Annotated in this window: 10 protein-coding genes; all 10 read left to right on the top strand. The window is 75.8% G+C overall.

Features of this window, described 5'->3' with window-relative positions:
- Positions 1 to 194 precede the first annotated feature (194 nt).
- The 10 genes from ACWCPF_RS23475 (at position 195) to ACWCPF_RS23430 (ending at position 18,980) form a co-directional block, all read left to right on the top strand.
- Entirely contained in the window at positions 195 to 977 is a 783-nt protein-coding gene (locus ACWCPF_RS23475) for a hypothetical protein (RefSeq protein ID WP_451047012.1), read from the top strand.
- Positions 974 to 3,853 (top strand): hypothetical protein, encoded by a 2,880-nt coding sequence (locus ACWCPF_RS23470; protein WP_451047011.1) that lies wholly within the window; start codon positions 974 to 976, stop codon positions 3,851 to 3,853. The genes ACWCPF_RS23475 and ACWCPF_RS23470 overlap by 4 nt, the downstream gene beginning before the upstream one ends.
- Positions 3,850 to 5,007 (top strand): hypothetical protein, encoded by a 1,158-nt coding sequence (locus tag ACWCPF_RS23465; RefSeq protein ID WP_451047010.1) that lies wholly within the window; start codon positions 3,850 to 3,852, stop codon positions 5,005 to 5,007. Before ACWCPF_RS23470 ends, ACWCPF_RS23465 begins: the two co-directional genes overlap by 4 nt.
- Positions 4,997 to 5,491 (top strand): Pycsar system effector family protein, encoded by a 495-nt coding sequence (locus tag ACWCPF_RS23460; protein ID WP_451047009.1) that lies wholly within the window; start codon positions 4,997 to 4,999, stop codon positions 5,489 to 5,491. The genes ACWCPF_RS23465 and ACWCPF_RS23460 overlap by 11 nt, the downstream gene beginning before the upstream one ends.
- Before the next feature lie 137 nt (positions 5,492 to 5,628).
- Entirely contained in the window at positions 5,629 to 8,016 is a 2,388-nt protein-coding gene (locus tag ACWCPF_RS23455) for a VWA domain-containing protein (protein WP_451047008.1), read from the top strand.
- A 138-nt stretch (positions 8,017 to 8,154) separates the two neighbouring features.
- Complete coding sequence (locus ACWCPF_RS23450) at positions 8,155 to 11,940, top strand: tubulin-like doman-containing protein (protein WP_451047007.1); 3,786 nt, start codon at positions 8,155 to 8,157, stop codon at positions 11,938 to 11,940.
- Complete coding sequence (locus tag ACWCPF_RS23445) at positions 11,937 to 14,621, top strand: hypothetical protein (RefSeq protein WP_451047006.1); 2,685 nt, start codon at positions 11,937 to 11,939, stop codon at positions 14,619 to 14,621. Before ACWCPF_RS23450 ends, ACWCPF_RS23445 begins: the two co-directional genes overlap by 4 nt.
- Entirely contained in the window at positions 14,615 to 15,733 is a 1,119-nt protein-coding gene (locus tag ACWCPF_RS23440; protein ID WP_451047005.1) for a hypothetical protein, read from the top strand. Before ACWCPF_RS23445 ends, ACWCPF_RS23440 begins: the two co-directional genes overlap by 7 nt.
- Positions 15,730 to 16,824 (top strand): TRAFAC clade GTPase domain-containing protein, encoded by a 1,095-nt coding sequence (locus ACWCPF_RS23435; protein ID WP_451047004.1) that lies wholly within the window; start codon positions 15,730 to 15,732, stop codon positions 16,822 to 16,824. Before ACWCPF_RS23440 ends, ACWCPF_RS23435 begins: the two co-directional genes overlap by 4 nt.
- Positions 16,821 to 18,980, top strand: a complete 2,160-nt coding sequence (locus ACWCPF_RS23430; protein ID WP_451047003.1) for a hypothetical protein — start codon at positions 16,821 to 16,823, stop codon at positions 18,978 to 18,980. Before ACWCPF_RS23435 ends, ACWCPF_RS23430 begins: the two co-directional genes overlap by 4 nt.
- Positions 18,981 to 18,982 lie beyond the last annotated feature (2 nt).

The raw sequence follows: 18,982 nt of genomic DNA, 5'->3' as shown, positions 1-18,982 counted from the left end.
TCGTTCGGGGCGTGAAGTGGTGAAAAAGGGATGGCTTCGTGCGCCTGGGGCGCGCACCTCCCGGCATGCTCCCGCTGGAGCATCGCAATGTGTGAACGGCTACATCCAGCCCCTCCGGATTCCGGAATGCTGATGCCCATTCACGCAGCATGGGGGCGATGCGGGTGGCGGGCAGTGCTGTCTACAAGTTCTTGATGAGTGTGGACGTCCGGGGATCGGGGGGTCTGCCCGATGGCGCGAAACTGCGCATGCGCCGGGACCTCTACGAGCTGACCGACAACGCCTTCCACGCCGTGGGAGTCGGCCCGGCGCTGATCCACCGGGAGGACCGGGGCGACGGCTTCATCGCCGCCCTCGACGCGCGGGTGCCGCCGGCCCGGCTGATCGGGTCCTGGCTGGCCGAGGTCCACCAGGGGCTGAGACCCCTGAACGAGGAGCGCAGCCGGCCGCTGGCCCTGCGGGTCGCCCTGCACGTCGGCCCCGTGGCACAGGACGACAACGGCCTGGCCGGCGAGGCGATGGACCTGGTCTGCCGACTCGCCGACGCCGAGGTCACCCGGGCGGTGCTGGAGCGCTCCGGGCGGGACCTGGTCTGCGTGGTCAGCGAGCGGCTCTACCAGGACGTGGTCAGGCACGGCGGCCGCTTCATCGAGCCCCTCGCCTACCGCGCCGCGCCCGTCATCCTCAAGGAGGGCCCGACGACCGCCTGGTTCCACCTCCCGGGCGGGCCGCTCCCCGCGGTGCCGGGCGACGAGGGGTTCGCGCAGCAGCGCGCCGCCGCCGAGCCCGCCGCCGCGCCGTCCCGAGCGGGCCGGACGCCGGAGCCCGACCGCACGGACGGCGAGGGAAGCGCGGCAGGCGCGGGAGGCCGGTTCGACATCGACGTCGAGGGCGACAGCTATGTCGTCACGGACTCCGTGCTGCACGGGCCGACGCACTTCGGGGGACGCGGCACCGGCGACGGAGCGACCAGGTGAGCCCGGAGGGCCTCGCCGCGGCGGCACCCGCGGACGTCGCCGCCGCGCCACCGCCACCGCCGCCGTCACCACCGCCACCGCAGCCCGCCGACCGGGACCGCGACCGGGGGCCAGGCGACCTCGACGACAAGGGCTACGCCAACGCCAAGGCCAACGACAAGGCTCACGCCAAGGTCCGCGACAGCGACAGCGACAGCGACGACGACGCAGCCGCCCGGCGGGCCCGCGCGGAGTGGGAGGAGAAGCAGCGGCGCGATGGCGAGCGCTTCCGGGAGGCGATGCAGGACCCCGTCGCGGCCGACGGCGCCACCGGCGGCGCCCGGGCCGTCAGCCGGTCCCGCTCCGAAGGGCGCGCCCGCTTCACCGTGCGCGGCAACAGCAGCGTGTTCGACCGCAGCAGCATCGGCTACGCGCACTTCGGCAACGTCTACCTGGGCGCGGGCGACGCCGGCTCCGCCGTCCTCGGCGAGGTGCCGGAGGACGAACTCGTCCGACTCAGCCGGAGTTACTGCGCTCCCGACGGCTACCAGGCGCTCAAGGAGGTGCTGCGCGAGCGCAGCGTGCTCGTCCTCGTGGCGCCGCCCGGCACCGGACGCCGGACCACCGCACTGTGCCTGCTGGAGGAGCTGACCAGGGACGCCCGGCAGCAGGCCCGGAAGGAGCCGGCCGACGCGATCCACGAACCGGCCGGTGACACCCCCGAACCGCCCGCCGCCCCGGGCGAGCACGCCGAGCTCGCCCCCGGCCAGGTGACCCGCCTGGACGCCGCGTCGCTGGAGCACATCCTGCGCGACCCCGCCACCGTCGCCGCCCGCGTGGCCCCCGGCGGCGGGTTCGTCCTCCAGCTGCCCGACGCACCGGGCGACTGGACCGCGCCGAGCGAGGCGCATCTGGGCGCCCTGGCCGCGGCCCTCGCCCGGCGGGACGCGTACGCCGTGCTGGTCGCCTCGCCGTCCACCCCGGCGGGCGCCCTGCTCACCGGGCGCCACGCCCTGCGCTGCCCGTCGGCGCCCGCCCCCGAACTGCTCTCCTGGCACCTGCTGCGACGCCTCGCGGCCGAAGAGGCGGAAGCGGGCCCGGACACCCTCGACAAGGGCGAGCGGATCCTGCGCCACCCGCTGCTGCGCCAGGCGCTCGGGATCCCGCTCGACGAACTCCGTCCCGCCGAGACCGACGCACTCGCGGGGCTGGTCGTACGGCACCTGCGCGGCCCACTGACCAGGGCTCAACTCCTGGACCGCTGCGGCGAGGTGGCGCGCGCCCAGGCCCGGTCCTGGTTCGCCGGGGCCAGGGAGGCGGCGGCGACGACCGAGGAGGCGGCCCACGCCCTGCTGCGGCAGGCCGCGTTCCGGGTGGCCCTGGCGGTCCTGGACGGCGAGGCCTTCAGCTCGGTGGCCGACGCGGCCGACCTGCTGGCCCGCGAACTGCTGACCGCCCGGACCCCCGGCGAGGAGCCCGGACGTCCGGTCTTCGCCGAGGACTGGGACGGCCTCCTCGCCGCCGCCCGCGCCGAGTTCGGGCGGACCGACGACGAGAGCCTGGCCGGAGTGCCGCTGCCGGTGCGCACCGTCCGCTACCGGGGGGACGCCTTCGCCGGCGCGGTCCTGGCCGAGGTGTGGCACAGCCATCACGCGGCCCGCGGGCCCGTCGTCCGCTGGCTGCGCGCGCTCGCCGACGACCCCCGGCCGCAGGTCTGGGTCCGCGCCGCCCTGGCGGCCGGCGAACTGTGCACCGCCGATCCCGGCTACGGCTTCGTCGAACTGGTGGCTCCGCTCGCCGCCGCGCGCTCCCCCCGCAGGCGGTACGCCGCCGCCACCGCCCTGGACCAGGCCGGGCGCCGCGAGCCCTACCGGAGCGCGGTCCGGGCCGTCGTCGAGGAATGGGCGCACGCCGACGACGCGGGACTGCGCTGGACGGCCGCCCTGACCCTCGGCCACGGCAGGGTCGAGCCCGACACCCGCACCGCGGTGGAACTGCTCGGCCGCCTCGGCACCCGGGACGAGGGCAGGCACCTCCAGGTCGCCTCCTACGCCCTGGCCCGGCTGGCCGCGGGCAGCAGGGCCGCCGAGGCGCTGACGCTGCTGGACGAATGGGCCGCCGAAGTCGCCGGAGAGCGCCGTGATCTCGCCCTGCTGACCGGGGTACGGCTGTGCACCGCCGTCGGTGAGGACTACTGGGAACCGGAGAGCCCCGACGCGGAGGAAGTCGCGGGCGACACGGACGGCGGTGACGGCGGCGGTGGCGGGGGTGGCGGCGAACCCGCCGGCCGGGACGCCCGGACCGGCCCCGCCGGTGCGGGCCGGCCTTCCCGACGCCCCGGTTGGGTGGGTGCGGCGCGGTCGGCGGGCCGGGCGGCCTCGACCGTCCGGCTGCCCGGCATGTGGCGGACGGTCCCGGACCGCCCGGCCGTGCCCCGGGCGGACGTCGCGGCCGTCGACGCGGAGCTGGGCCGGCTGCGGGACTGGCCGTTGGCGCTCGCGCTCGCCGTCACGGTGCCGGAGGCGGCCGGTCCGCTGGCCGGACTGCTCTGGCGGGTCTTCGACAGCCATCTCTCGGGCGAGCGCGCCCTCGACGGACTGTCCTCGTGGCTGCGCGCGGCGGAACAGGACGCGGCGCCGACAGCGGCCCCGACAGCGGCCGCGGCGGCTCCAGCGGTTGCGACAGACGCGACAGACGCGGCGGACGGCGAACTGCTGCGGGCGCTCGTGTGGTTCCTCCCCCTCCTCGTCCGTGAGGAGCGGGACTGGCAGCGGCTCGGCTGGGTCCTGGAGGCGATGGCCGCCGACCCGGGAGAGCCGATGGACGAACGCTTCGTCGGCCAGGTGCTCGACGCGGTGGGGGCAGGCCTGCGCGGCCGGGGAGAGGGACAGCAGTGAGCGACGAACCGCAGCCGGAGCCGGCCGGTCTGCCGGGCACCGTCATCGGGCCCTATCTGCGTGAACGGATGTTGCAGGGAGCCAAGTTCCAGCACACGAGTGCCGAGATCGCCTCGATCGTCTACTACGACGGCGGCGGGTCCAGCCTGGTCACCGTGCAGGGCACGGAGCACCTCGTGCCCCGGCGCTACCGGGCTCGTCCGGTCAGCGTCTGCGAGATAGCGTGCGGACGGCACACCACCGTCTTCACCGTCGACCTGCCGACGGCGAACGGGGCCACCTTCTTCCCGACGAAGGTCACCCTGCGCTGGGAGGTGACGGACTACCAACGCGTCGCCCGGGTGCGCCTGGCCAGCATCGAGAGCGACCTGGGCCCGGAGATCGTCTCCCGGCTGCGGCAGGTCTCCGGCCGGTTCGCGGTGGAGGACGTGCAGCGGGCGAACCAGGCCATCCTGGCGGAGACCGAGACCGACCGCTGGGCCGACTTCGGGGCCGATGTGGGCCTGCACACCCGGCTGTTCGTCGAGGTGGACACCGACGAGATGCGCAAGCGCCAGGTCGCCGAGGCCCGCGAGGAGGCCGCGCAGCGGGACGCGGCGGCCCGCCGCCTGGAGGAGTTCGCCAAGCTGCCGACGGGTTCGGCGGAAGGCCGGCTCACCTATCTGATGGCCATGGGCAATCGGGAGGACGTGGCCGACGTCATCGCCATGATGCGGGAGGACGAGGCCCAGGGCCGGCGCGAGACGCAGGAGTTCTTCCTCCGCATGCTGCAACAGGGCCGGATCACGAGCCCCGAGCTGGAGGCGTTCTTGCGCACCAGGGTGCTCGCCTCGCTCACCCAGGGCGGCTTCGCACCCCCGGCCGTGCCCGGCCCCGCGGTGCCCGGCCCCTTCGTGCCGCCGCCGAGGGAACTCCCGACGGCGGAGCCCCCGCCGCGCGCCCGCACGGAGCCGGAGCCCGAGGACACCCCGCCCTGGCCGAGGCCCGACCGGCCGGAACCACCGGCATACCGGCCCGAGCCGTACCGCCCGGAGCCGTACCCACCCGAGTCGTACACCCCGGAGCCGTACCCGCCGGACAGCACGCGGCGGCGGCGACGCGACGACGACTACTGGAACGCCGCTCCGGAAGGGCCCGACGGCGATGGCCGGTGAGGGCGAGGCGGAGTTCGTGGCGGCGCGGCTGCTGGCGGTGATCCGGGAGGACGCGGGACGCGCCGACGCCAAGGCGTCCTTCCTGCTGACGCTGGTGATCGCGCTGCCCACGCTGGTCGTGGGCATCACCGGCCTGCCGCACTGGCGTACGACCACCGCGCCGGTGCTGTTCGCCCTCGCGGCCGTCGGATGGCTGACCGGCGTCGGCGCGCTGGTCCACGCGGTCCTGCCGCGCAGCGGCACCCGGCGCAGCGGCCCCGGGCTCACCTACTACGCCGACGTCCTGGCCCTGCACCGGGACGACGGCATCGACGGGATCCGGGCGGAGGCGGCCCGGGCGGGCCGGGATCCGGTGGTCTGGCTGCTGACCCAGGCGGTCGACGTCAGCGCCATCCTCGCCGCGAAGTACCGGTGGATCCGGTGGGGGATCCTCTCGGCGCTCACGGGGCTGGTGTGCGCCACGGTCGGGTTGCTGGTCGGTTGATCAACCGGTCCGGGACGGGGTCCGGGACCGGGACCGCATCGGAAGACGAAGTGGGGAACGTGGAGAACGTGGGGTACGTGGGGAATCCATCCAGCAATGATGTCCGGTATGTGGGCAAATGTTCGATACGTTTTCGGGTGCGTCGCTCCACCGCACGGGCGCGTGTCCGGGCGGCCGCCGCGCTGATCACGGCGGCGCTGCTGATCGGCGCCGCCGGTCCGGCGCCCGGCGCCGCGGGCGCGGGCCCCGCCACAGCTCCGGCCGCGCCGGACCCGATCAACCTGGCCGTGGCGGTCGACGAGTCGAACAGCCTGAGCGCCGACGACGTGGACCGCGAGCGGGACGCCGCGCAGCGCATCGCGCTCGGCGAGATATCCACCGGCTCGCGGCTGACCGTGCTCGGCTTCGCCAGCGCAGACAACGACGCACAGCAGGCCGTCGACGAGGTGTGCCCGACCACCGCCCTGACCGAGGTGGCCCGCGAGAAGATCGCCGCCTGCGTCGGAAAGCTCGACCGGCGCGGCAAGGGCGAGGGCACCGGCACCGACTTCCCGGCCGCCGTCCGACAGGGCATCGCCCGCCTCTCCGAGGGGTCGGTGACCGGCCCGCGGATCCTCTTCCTGCTCACCGACGGCGTCCTGGACGTCTCGGACAGCCCCGCCTACGGTGCGGACGCGGAGAGCCGGGAGGCCAACGGCGAACGGGAGCTCCAGCGGGCCCTCGCCGAGGCCAGGCAGGCCAAGGTGCAGATCTGGCCGCTCGGCTTCGGCTCGCCCGACCCGGAAGCCCTGCGCGCCATGGCGGCCGGCGGCTACCAGGGCGCCTGCGTCGACCTGCCACAGGCGAAGCCCGCCTCCCGGGTCGTCGCGGACTCCGCCGCGCTGGGCGAGGCCGTCCAGCAGGCGTTCGCCAGCGCGCGCTGTCTCATCGCCGACCCCACTCACCAGGACACCCCGCCCGCCACCTTCCGGCTGCGGATCTCGCCGCTGGCCACCCTGGCCACCATCGTGGTGTCCAAGGGCGACGCGGCGGTGAAGGTGCGCATCCGCGCCCCCGGCGGCGAGGAGATCGACGGCACCCGCGACGACGGCGTGTCCTCCTACCGGCGCACCGGCGCCGACCAGGAAGTGGAGTCGCTGCGCGTCGTCGCCCCGCGCCCCGGCATCTGGACCGTGGACCTGAGCGCGCCGGAGGGCCACCGCGACCAGCTGGCCAGCGTGGGCGTGCAGTGGCGCGGCGCGCTGCGCTCGTCCATCGTCATGACGCCCGCCTCGCCGCGCCCCGGCGAGCGGGCCACCGTCGGCCTCCAGCTCCAGACCTGGAACGGCCGGCCGGTCAGCGACCCGGCCGACCTCGACGCGCTGGAGGTCTCCGCCACCCTCGACGGCGCCGGCTTCACCCCCCAGGGCGTGCCGCTCGCCGACGACGGCCGCGGCAAGGACGAACACGCGGGCGACGGCCGGTTCACCGGCGCCGTCACCGTCCCGCGGACGGCGAAGGACCGGCTGAAGGTGACCGGCGTGCTCACCGCCGTCGGACTCACCGCCGACCACCGGCCGTTCGTCACCGGAGTGGCCGGAGTCAACGCGCAGGTGCAGGCCCATCTCGGCGTCTCCGACGCCACCCTGCACCCGGGCGACAGCGTGCCGCTGACCCTCAAGGCGTCCGACGAATCCGCCGCGGCACGCGTCCTGCACCTGATCCTGGAGGACAGCTCGGGGGGCGACCTCACCGTCACCCCGGCCCGCGTACGCCTGGAGCCGGGACAGACCCGGACCGTGCGGGCCGAGGTGCGCGTCGGGACCGGCGTCGCCCCCGGCCGGCTCTCGGCCAAGATCGTGGTCTACGACACCGGGCAGCCCGCACGGGTCCTCGACGCCCGGCTGCTGACCCTGCGGGTGACTCCGCCGCCGGACTGGCCGGAGGAACACTGGCTCCTGCTCCTGTCCCTCGGCCTGCTGCTGGCCGCCGCGACCGCCGTCACCGGCTGGCAACTGCTCGAACGCAAACGCGTCCACAACGTCCGCGGACTGGTCCTCACCCTGCTCGTCCCGGACGAGGACGGACACGGCGAACGGCCCGTCAGCACCATCCAGGTGCGCACGGACGGCCCCGAGTACCGGTTCGGCGTCGTCGCCGGCAGCGGCACCGACCCCCGGCTGGTGCCCGACCGGCAGGGCCGGTTCGCGGTACGGCGGGACGCCCAGCGCATGGCCCGGCTGCAGACCCCCGAGAGCGCCGGCATCCCCGTCTCCTACGGCAGGACCGCGCCGCTCACCGACGGGCTGCGGCTCAAGGTCGACTCGTCCCGCGGCCGCGTCCGGCGACCCGCGTTCGGCGCGGGCCTGCGCCTGCCCCGCCTCGCGCTCCCGGGGCTCGCCCGCGCCGACCGGCCCGGCCGCCCGGGCCGTACGACACCGGGGCCACGCCAGGAAGCGTCCGGGCCGGCCGGCGGACGCACCGTCCACGACGACACCACCCGGGTGCCCGCCGCCGGAACCGAACGCTACGACCCCGATCTGTGACCGGACGGCGGGGCCCGGACACCACCCGCGGCCCCGCCGTCGCGCACACCTCGAACCACCGGCCCGCACCAGGGGGCCGGGCCACACGGACACGCTGCCGGGCCGCGAACCGCCGCCCGGGCAGAGGGGATCGCACCGATGAAGATATTCCAGCCGATGCTGTTCGTCGGCCTGGGCGGCACGGGCGGCCTGGTAGGGGCCGAGCTCGAACGCCGTCTGCGCGCCGAACTGTGCGGGCCCGACGGCACCGCCCTCACCGGCGACGGCCGCCGCCTCCCGCACCAACTGCCCGACTGCGTCCAGTTCGTGTACGCCGACTACAGCGAGGCCGAACTCGCCAAACTGCCCCACCTCAGCGCCGACCCGGCGCTGCGCCAGGCGTACTCCCGCACCGCGCGCGCCAGCCACGACCTGCTGCCCGCCGAGTTCGACAGCTCGCCCGAGGTCACCCAGATGCTCCGGGCCGTGCTCCGCACCGAGGTGGCCGGCTGGCTGCCGCCGGTGGACGACGAACCCAAGGTCACCCCGCTGCGCAGCGGCGCGGGACAACTGCCCACCGTCGGCCGCGCCGCGCTGTTCGCCACCCTGCGCGACGGCCCGGCCCCGGTGCTCGACCCGCTGCGCCGGGCGATCGACGCGATCGGCCTGTCCGGCGGCGAACTCAGCGAGCTGGGCGGCGGACCCCTCAACGGCTGCGACGTCTTCGTCGCGTTCTCCGTGGCGGGCGGCACCGGCGCCGGGATCTTCCTGGACTACCTGTACCTGATCGGGCAGGTCTTCAAGGAGAAGCGGCTGTCCGCCCGGGTGTACCCGCTGGTCGTCATGCCCAAGGCGTTCCCGCCGGGCAAGGGCGGCGGCCGCCGGGCCGAACTCAACGCCGCCCGGGCCGTCGTCGACCTGTCCCGGCTGGTGGACGAGCAGAACGTGCCGGACCCCAAGGCCAACCTGGGGGACACCGGCCGATCCGACCCGACGGCCATGCGCTACCCGCAGATGCACCCGGTGCGGCTGCGCACCGGCACCGTCCCGACGGCGTTCCTGTTCAGCCCCACCGCGGGCATCCGTCCCGACGACCTGCGCCGCTCCATGGTCTCCCTGGTGATGTCGCTGATCGGCACCGACCTGGGCGAGTCGGCGGCCGGCGGCGCCGACCACGACGACCAGACGTTCTCCTCCAACTTCATCAACGCCGAGGTGGACCGCCGCACCCGCTCCGCCACCGGCATCGGCCACCGCGGCATCTCCACCAGCCTGGTCGCTGCCATGACCTCCCCGCTCGACGAACTCGCCGAACTGGTCGCGGCCCGGATGCTCGCCCTGGCCGTCCGCCGGCTCACCGACACCGCGTCGCCCACCTCCCTGGACGTCCGCGCCCTGGTGCAGGAGATGTTCACCGCCGCCGGCATCGCGCCCGTGTGGCGACGGGAGGCGCTTCCCGTGCCCGACCCGGACCCGGTGCCCAAGGGCACCTCGGAGATCCAGCAGGCCCTGCGCGACCGGCTGGAGGAGATGCAGCGGCTTCTCGGCGACCTGGAGACCCGCCTCAAGCGGCAGGCGCCCGCACTGGCGGACGCCTTCGTGCCGCGGGTGGCCGCCGAGCAACTGCTGCGCAAGGTCGACCTGTTGAGCCTGGAGACGGTCGTCAAGGGCGTGCCCGGCCAGAGCGGCGCCGTCGGACTCGGCTTCCTCGGGATGCTGGAGAACCGCCGTCAGGAACCGGCCCGGCCGCCCGGCGTCGAGGTGCAGCCGCCGTCCGTGCCCCGCATCCACCGCCGGGCCGGCGGCCTGTCGCGGGCCCGCTGGGGCGACGAGGAGGTCCGCGCCGCCCTCGACGAGCAGGACCGCTGGTACGCGTGGCGGGCCAAGGACGTCTGGCACCGCGCCTGGGACGAACAGGAACCGCGCTGGCGCCGCTCGGCGGAGGAACTGCGGCACGACCTCGGCCGGCTCGCCGAGGCCTTCGGCAAGCACCTGGAGGAGGAACCGCGGGCCTGGGACGCGGGGCTCAAGGAGCTGTACGACGACCGCGCCGGCGTCTCCTATCTGCTGCCCCCGCAGAACAGCCTGCGCGACTTCTACGAGGACCTGATCGACCGTCTCGTGGAGAGCGCCCAGGTCGGCCGCGGCGGCGACGAGGCCGACCTGCTGACCCACCTGGTCTCGGCCGACCGCTGGGAGGCCGCCTTCACCGCCGGCCGCCGCAACCCGGCCGCCGCCGTCGCGGAGGTCAAGACCGTCCTGCAGAAGCGGGTCGAGCAGCTGTTCGCCGAGCCCGGCGCCCAGCAGCGGGCCCAGCCCCTGCTGCCCAGCATGGGCACGCTGCTGTCCGCGGCCGTGGGCGACGGCCAGGCCGCCCGCAGCGTCAGCAAGCCCGCGCTGGAGCAGTTCACCTACAAACTGGCCGGCCTGCTCCCGGCCGGCTTCACCCCCGAGGGCAACGGCCCCCTGAAGATCCTCATCACCTACCCCAGCGCCCTCGGCGGCCGGACCGCGATCGAGGACTACCTGGAGAAGGCCCTCCACCTGCCCAAGGGCCGCCGCAGCATCGTCTTCCGGCCCGTGGACACCGACTCGATCACGGTCGTGCTGTTCCGCAGCGAGATGAGCCTGACCGAGGTGCCCGGCGCCCGCGAGGTCATGCGGCAATGGGCCCGCGCCCAGGAGGACCGCCGCGACGACGACGTCCTGCGCTGGCGCCAACGGCTCGGCTACCAGGACGACTGGCTGGCCTGCACCCCCGACGACCGCCGGCACATCCTCCAGCGGCTGCTGTGCGTCATCTGGAACGGCCGCGTCGACGTCCAGGGCGACCCCGCGTCCCCGCAGCGCGTCACCCTGCGCCTGCACGACGAGATGGGCCCCGAGGCCCCCGGCCTCACCCTCCGGCTCGACGACCACCGCGACGACGTGTCCAGCTGGGCGAGCCTGCTGCGCGCCTACGAGCGCTGGGCGCTGCTGGAGGAGGACGCCATCGTCGAGGACTACTGCCGGGTCCTGATGAACACCCTCCCCAACGGTCTCGGCACCTCCGGCAGCCGCCCGTCGCCCCTCTACCTCAAGCTGGTCCACGAAGTCGCGCCGCTCCAGCTCACACTGCTGACCGAACGGGAGCGGACGTACGGCGGCCGGATCGCCGAATGGCTGCGCCCGCTGCGCGAGTTCTGGTCCCTGTCGCTCCCCGGCGCCCTCGACCTCGCGTTCCCCAACGAGGAACGCGCCGTCCAGTCGACGCTGCGCGCGCTGGAGGAGTGGACCCGCATCGGCGGCCGCCCCGGCACCCCACCGCCCCCGCCCCCGCCCCGGCACGAACACCCGGGCGGGACGCCGCCCGGCACCGACCCCGCACCCGCGAACCCATGGCACCGCCCCGCCCCCGCCGAGGCACCGGCCGGCGCGCCCGCCTGGCCCGGCGCGGCGGCCGCGGGCCCGCCCGGCCGCACGTCGCCGCCCGGTGTCGGACCCGCATCCGCGCCCGCGGACCCGTGGCACCGTCCCGCGCCCGCCGAGGCACAGGGCGGCGCGCCGTCCTGGTCCGGTGCGGTTAACGGGGACCCGTCCCGTCGGGCCGCCGAGGCCGGCCCGGACGGGTCGGCGAACGGCACGCCCTGGTGGCCCGCCGAGGCGGGCCCGCCCCCGGGCGGCGCGCCCGCCGAGGGGGCCCCGCCGCCCTGGCCCGGCTCCGAAGCCGCCCGGCAGGAGCAGCACGGCGGCCCCCTCGGGCCGACGCAGGTGCCCACCGCCGGCCGCACGGTCCCCGTCTCCGAGCAGCCCGTCGGCTACCCGCCCTACCCGGACCGCGCCCCGGCCGACCCGCCCTGGCCCGGCGCCGACCCCTCGGCGCCCTGGGGGATCGCCCACAGCGACGGCCAGGACGACTGGAACGACGCGGGCGAGCACGATCCCTGGAAGGGAGACCCGCGGTGACCGACGTCAGGCCCGGCGACGGCGACGCCGACGGCGTCCGCGTACTCGACCTGCGGCCGCCGCCGGGCCGCCCCGCCGACCCGGCCGCCGCCCAGCGGAAGGCGCAGGAACAGCTCGCCCGCGCCCGCCGCGGCGGACCCGGACCGCTGCGCCTGCTCGTCCTGGACACCGCCGTCGGCCTCACCGCCCACACCGCCGCCTACGAACGCGTCATGGGCCACCCGGCCCCGTCGGCGCCGCAGGTGCTGTGCGTCGCGGTCGGCGACGTGCCCCCCGCCGCGGCCGAACCGGGCGGCGCGCCCGGTTCGGGCCGCCGACTGCGGCTGCCCACCGTGCTCGGCACGGCCGGCGCCGCCGTCCTGTGGGTCTCCGACCCGAGCGGCGCGGCGCAGGAACCGGACCCGCGCCCCGTCGCGGTGCGGACCGCCGAGAGCGAGGCGGCCGTCGCCCTGCTGGTCGAACTGCTGCGCCCGCCCGAGCTGTTCGACGAGGTGCTGGACAAAGCCCTGCGCTGCCCCTCCGCCACCGCCGCGCTCTCCGCCCACGTCCTCGCCTACGACCTGCCCGCCGAGGCCCGCGACCGGGCCTGGCGCGCGGCCCTGGCCCGGTTCGCCGGCGACCCGGCCGCACCGGCCACCGGCGTCGAGACCGCCCCGGCGCCCGAGGATCTGCCCAGGGCACTGGCCGAACTGCTGCCGGACGGCGCCGCCGCCCCTGCGCGGCGGATGCTGCGCCCCGACGGACCGGTCGCCGCGGAACGCGACTCCTGCGCGAGGGCCCTGGACGCCGCCGACACGGCCTGGTCGGACCTCGCCCGGCCGCTCGCGCTGCTCACCGGCAAGACCGCCGCGCAGGCCCTGCCCCGGGCCGTCGAGGACGCCTCCCGCGGCCTGCGCCGCTACCGCGACGTCGTCGCCCGCGTCCTGCGCGAGAGCGGGGCACCCGGCGTCCCGCCCGCCGAGTCCGCGGCCCTGCTCGACCGGCTGGGGGTCACCCCGCCGGCCGGCCCGCGCTCCACGGCGCGGCCCGAGCGCGCCGCCGAGTTGGAGCTCGGCGCGTTCGCCGTCGGCCTGCTCTCCCGGGGCCTGGCCCTGCACACGGTGGCCGGCCGGCTCACCTCGCTGTCCGAGCAGGTCGCCACGGTCCCGGCCGCCGGCCTGGCCGCCCGCCTCGACCAGCGCTGCCCGACGGAGCTGCCCGGCCGGGTCAGCCTCTCCCACCCCTTCGGCTTCGCCTCCGCCGGACCCGGGCGGCTCGCCGCGCTCGCGGCGCTCGTCGCCCTGGCCGGGCTCGGCCGCCTGCCGGGCCTCGCGCTGGCCGTCGTACCGGTCCTGGTGCTGCTGGCGGGCGGGGCGCTGGCCGCCGCCCGCCGCCCCGCCCCGGCCGTGCGCGGCCCGATCCGCCAGGCCGTCGGATCCCGCACGGCGGCCGTCGCCCTCGGCGCCGCCGGCGCGTTCCTCCTGGGGCGGCTCCTGGAACCGCCCCTGTGGATCGGGGCGATCGGCGCGGCGGTGGCCGCCTCGGCCTGTCTGCTGCTGGTCTGCGCCGACTGGGTGCGGGCCGTGGACGACTGGTGCGAGAGCACCGGCCTCGCCCTGCTGCGCCACGGCCTGGACGGCGTCGACGCCGTGCTGGCCGACGCGATGCGCCGGCAGTGGTGGGCCGCCGACGAACGCACCCGGTGCGCCGACTCCGCCCGCGCCCTCGCGGTCGTCCTGCGCCGCAGCGCCGCCGAGGCGCACGGCAGCCGGACCGCGCACCCCCCGACCGTCCCCGGACAGCCGGACGCCGCCGCGTATCCGCTCCAGGGCGATCCCGCCCGCGCGGGCCGGACCGGCGACGGCTGGACGGCCGACACCTGGACGGCCGACACCTGGTCGGACGAGGACTGGTCGGAGGACCCCTGGAGCGAGCGCCCCGCCGACGCGGGCCCCTGGGACGACGTGCCCCGGCGCAAGGACCCCGCCTTCGACGAGCCACCGCCCGCGCACGAGCCGCCGCAGGCCCACGCCGACGGCCGTCCCGCCGCCCCCGACGCACCGCACTGGCTCGTGCACACCACCGCCGACGGCGGCCCCGAACTGCTGCCCACGCTGGTGGCCGACCTCGCCGACGCCACCGTCGACGCCCTCCACCGGTTCTGGGGAGCCGCCGGACCGGCCTCGACCGCGCACCGGCCCGCCGACACCCTCGCGGAGGCCGTCCGCGAGGGCTTCGGCACCGCCCGCCGCCACCTGGAACGCTGCGGGGTGCTGGCCGTGCCCCCCTTCGCCCGGCACGGCCGCCGCCGCGGTGACGCCATGGCCCTGCTCGGCAGCGGCCTGCGACCCCTGCGCGAGGCCCTGACCCCCGAGGCCGCCGACCGGCTGCGCTCGCTGTGCTCCACGGCCCAACTCCCGCTGCTCAGCCGGGACCCGACGGCCATGCACGTCATCCGCTTCGCCCCGCGGGCGGTACGCACCGCGCTCGGCCCGGCCGCGGGCCCGGGCCCGGGTCCGGCGCTCGCGTCCGCGCCCGACGACGCCGTCTGGATGTCGTCCGGTCGCTTCGTCGGCGCGATCAGACTGACCGCCCTGCGCCCGGGGGCGGTCGAGACGGTACGGATCCGCGTGCGGGCCGCGGACGACGACAAGGCGGACAGCCGGATGTCGCACGGCGACAGTGGGGGAGCCTCATGGTGAACGACGACAACGCGCGAGCCGACGGCGAGTTCGAGGAGCTGAGCATGGTCTCCCCGCAGGGCGCCCCGCTGCGGGTCGAGGTCCGCTTCGGACCCGACCTGCCGCGCCTGGTCCGCCCGCCCGCCGTCGGCCGGCGCGTGCAGTTCGGGGACGAGCGGACCGGCCTCCAGGTGCGGCTGCCGGAAGCCGAGTCGGCCAACGAGCCGGCCCAGACCGCCATCGAGGCCGAGACCGCGGCCGTCCTGGCCGTGCACCGCGCCTACTCCGGAACCCGCTACAGCGGCCTCTTCCCGGTGCCGATCGGCTACGACATCAACGCCGCCGAACCCTTCATCGTCTACGCCGCCCCCCGCGGCCGCTCGGTCGCCGCCCTCGCCCAGGGCGTCTCCACCAGCCAGCAGCGGGTCATCGAGCGCGATCTCGTCCTCGCCGTACGGCTCATGGAGGCCGTGGGACTGGTCCACCAGGGCCTCGTCCCGGCCGCCGTGCGCTGGGACGACCACGGCATCCAGCTCTGGGACCTCGGCTCCGTCACCCACCTCGGCCGCCCCCGCAGGCCCTACGGCATCCCGCCCTACGCCGCCCCCGAACAGCGCCACGGCGAGGGCTTCACCGACGCGCGCGACGCCCTGTGGAGCGTGGGACAGATCATGCACCAACTGGTCACCGGACGCCCCGGACATCCCGACGGCCCCTCCGCCGACCTCCCCGCCCACCCCTCCCTCGCCCAGACCCTCGCCCCGGTCTTCGCACCCCGCGCCACCGACCGGCCGCTGCCCGGAACGCTGCTGCAACTGCTCATGCCCGGCGCCGGAGCCGACTTCCCCGCCGCCGCCCAGCCCGACCCGCTCGACCCCTGCCGGCGCGACTTCGACGCCGCGATGCTCCGCAAACGCGCCTCGCTGCGCCGCGCCCCGCTCCCACCACCGCCGTCCGCCCCGCCCTACGCACCGCGGTCCGCCCCGTCGTTCGCACCACCCCCGGCGCCGCCCTGGCGCGGCGAACCCCGGCCGCCCGCCGACCCCGCCGAGGCCACGAGCACCTGGCTCTACGGCGGCAGCACCACCCACGATCCCGAGACCGCCGGCACCGACAGGGGTGGCTACCGATGAGCCCGTTCACCGCCGGCCCGACCGGCGCCGACATGCTCTGCCCCTACTGCCTGGAGGTCGTCTCCTACGACGACCGCCACCTGTTCGTCCGCGACGAGCGCCAGCAGTACCAGACCCTCGACCTGAGCGGCCAGACCAGCCCGCTGCGCCGGGCCGACACCCTGCGCTCCGCCTACCAGCGCTGCCGCAACACCGACGGCGTCACCCCCCACTACATCCCCGTCCCCTACCTCACCAACGGCAGCCCGCTCACCGTCGCCATGGTCGGCGACTCCGCGACCGGCAAGACCCACCTGCTCACCCAGATGATCGGCGAGATCACCGACGGCGGCCTGGAGCCCTACGGCATCACCTGGCAGTCCGTGAACCCGCAGGACCACCGCGAGTTCATGGAGGAACAGGTCGACGTGCTGCGCTCGGGCCGGATGCTGGAGCACACCCCGCAGCTGGAGACCTCCGCCACCTTCGAGGAGGCCCTGCTGCTCACCGGCGCCGACGGCAGAACCCGTCCGCTCGCCTTCTTCGACCTCAGCGGCGAGGACCTGCGGCGCACCGACGCCCTGCTGCGCTTCATGCTCGGCGTGGACGCGCTGATCTTCGTCGTCGATCCGCTGCGCGCCCTGCCGCACGCCCAACTCGACCCGCTGCGCGGCGCGTTCCACTACACCCGCGGCGGCGACCCGGCCTTCCAGACCGTCCTGGACCGGTTGCCCCGCCACGGCACCTATCTCGGGGTCGCCGCGGCCGTGGTGATCAACAAATGCGATCTGCTGCGCTTCGAACCGCCGGTCGACCGCTGGCTCTCCCAACCGGCCATGCCCCAGGTCTCCGCCGCCCGCTTCCGCGCCGAGAGCTGCGACGCCTACGCGTTCCTGCGCCACCACGCGGGACCCGCCTGGGTACGGCCGTTCGACACCGTGCTGCGCTGCACCCTGCACTTCGCCTCCGCGACCGGCAGCCAGTACCGCGACGACCGCTTCGTGCACGGGGTCCGGCCGCGCCGCGTCCTCGAACCGCTGGTCTCCGTGCTCTCGATGTGCGGCATGATCGCCGACACCGGCGCCGACGGTCCCGCCGAGGTGGGGATGTGAGCGACGGGATCGGCGTGGTCGACCAGATGGTGTTCCGGTGGGCCGGCAACCGGGGCCCCACCCGCGGGGCCGGCATCACCGCGGTCGCCTACTCCTGCGAGGAACGCCTCGCACGCGAACTCGTGGAACAGCGCGGCTCGGTGCTGCGGGTGAAGGGCGGCGGCAGCCGCACCAGCGTGGTGCGGCTGATCCACGACGACCGGGCGGTCCTGCTGCGCAGGATGCCGGACACCGACGGCATCAGCCGCCGCAACACCGTGTGCCACGCCCTCATGGCGCCGGCCGCCACCCTCACCGCCCGCCTCTGCCTGGCCCTCGGCTCCGGGCCCTGGAAGGAGGACGGCTGGCTCGACGAGGCCCGGGGCACGATCCCGCGCATGGACCTCAAGGCCGTCCAGGAGCTGGCGGACCGGCGCCAGGGCCCCCTGAAGGACGGCGTCCTGCACATCCGGCAACCGCTGGTCCGCCTGGTCGCCGAGCTCGTACGCACCCCGGGCGGCCGGGTGTCGGCCCTCGTCGGCGACCTGGAGTCGGCCGCCGACGCCGCCCGCGGCGCCCGCGCCGAGACCGACGAAGAGCCCCCCGACCCCGCCCTGTCGGCCCTGTGGGCCCTGTGCGACATCTTCGGCAACTGGCTGGGCAACGACGGCTGGACGTACGCCACCTACGACACCTCGGACGCCCATCCGCACCGCGTGGTCTTCGTCCCGGACTGGCGCCGCTCCCACACCCAGGACAACGACCTGCGCCGCATCAAGCTCACCGACACCGACCGCGACCGCGCGGTCGAGCTCGCGGAGCAGCTGGTCACCCACTACCGCAACTGGCTCACCACCCGCTCCCAGGACAAGTACCCACGCCCCCTGCAACGCGTCCCCGACGCGGCGTCCCTCCCGGAGGAGGACCGCTACGACGTCATCCACGGCGCCCTGACGGGCCAACTCCGCCACCCCCGCCTCCACCCCCGCCCCCCGGCCCCCCGGCCGCCCGCCGCTCCCGCCGCCCCCTCCCCTCCGGAGGTGAACCCCGGCGAGGACGAGCCGGGCCTCTGGGTCGACGAACACCTCTGGACCGAGCCCGCGCCGACGGCAGAGCCGGAGCCGGAACGACGCGACACTGCGGCCCGCAGCGAGAGCCCGCACCGCGAAAACCCGCGCCGCGAGAGCCCGCACCACCCGGAGATCGGCGACCCGGGCGTCCCCGAGACGGCCACGCCGCCGGACCCGCGCGAGGACTCCTGGCCGACCGTCGCACCCGCCGTGCCCGTCGCGACCGTCATGCCCGTCAGTCCGACGGCGGTGCCGCCCACCGAGCCGCCGCCGCCACCGCCTCCTCCACCACCGTCGGCACCTCCTCCACCACCACCGCCCCCGGTGCCCGCCGCGCCGACGAGCACCGCGCCCACCGTGGCCGTCCCGCCCCGGCCCGAACGCCCGCCCGCCGTCGGCGCCGCGGACTCCTACCGGCAGGACGGCCCGCCGCTGTCGCAGCACGAGCGCGCGGCGATCCTGGAGGAGGTGTTCGACATCCACTTCCTGGACGTCCTCCCGCAGCCGAAGCCCAAGAAGCGCCTCAAGGCGAGGCAGCCGATGCAGCACAGGGTCCGCGAGGAACTGGTGAGACAGCTGATGGAGCCGCACCCCCCGCACGCCGACGAGCTGCGCAAAAACCTCAAGGACAGGCTCCTGAGCGAGGCGACGCTGACCGACCTCGTCCACATCCTGGGGGCGCGGCTGAACTGCCAGGCCCAGAACCTCGTCCTGGCCACGCTGGGGGAGCGTGACTACACGGACACGGAGCTGGGCGACCTGTGCAGGAGCCTGCTGTACGAACGTCTGCTGCTGCGGCCCCGGCCCCGGCACGCCGACCCCGCCGTCGAGGACGGCCTGGAGAACCGGGCCGTCCAGGTGGCCCTCTGGCTGCTGTACTGGCTGGTCGCGCCCAGGGCCGCACAGCTGCTGCCCACGCTGAACAACTTCCTCGCCCAGCTGGCGGAGTCGGAGGAGTTCGTCGACCGCCAACTCCTCCAGGACATCCTCGTCCGGGACTGGCCCGCCGCAGTGCCCGAGCTGCCCAACACCGCGTTGCGGGTGGCCGTGCGAGGGCTCTACAAACACCACGGTCTGTGCGTCACCGACCTCGATTGGCCGGCCTGAGC

The sequence above is a fragment of the Streptomyces sp. NPDC001858 genome (assembly GCF_053594615.1).
This window is presented reverse-complemented; position numbering and strand designations above follow the sequence as displayed.

Coding starts and splice junctions, on each gene's coding strand:
- ACWCPF_RS23475 (WP_451047012.1), top strand. CDS start 195: ATGAGTGTGGACGTCCGGGGATCGGGGGGTCTGCCCGATGGCGCGAAA.
- ACWCPF_RS23460 (WP_451047009.1), top strand. CDS start 4,997: ATGGCCGGTGAGGGCGAGGCGGAGTTCGTGGCGGCGCGGCTGCTGGCG.
- ACWCPF_RS23450 (WP_451047007.1), top strand. CDS start 8,155: ATGAAGATATTCCAGCCGATGCTGTTCGTCGGCCTGGGCGGCACGGGC.
- ACWCPF_RS23440 (WP_451047005.1), top strand. CDS start 14,615: ATGGTGAACGACGACAACGCGCGAGCCGACGGCGAGTTCGAGGAGCTG.
- ACWCPF_RS23435 (WP_451047004.1), top strand. CDS start 15,730: ATGAGCCCGTTCACCGCCGGCCCGACCGGCGCCGACATGCTCTGCCCC.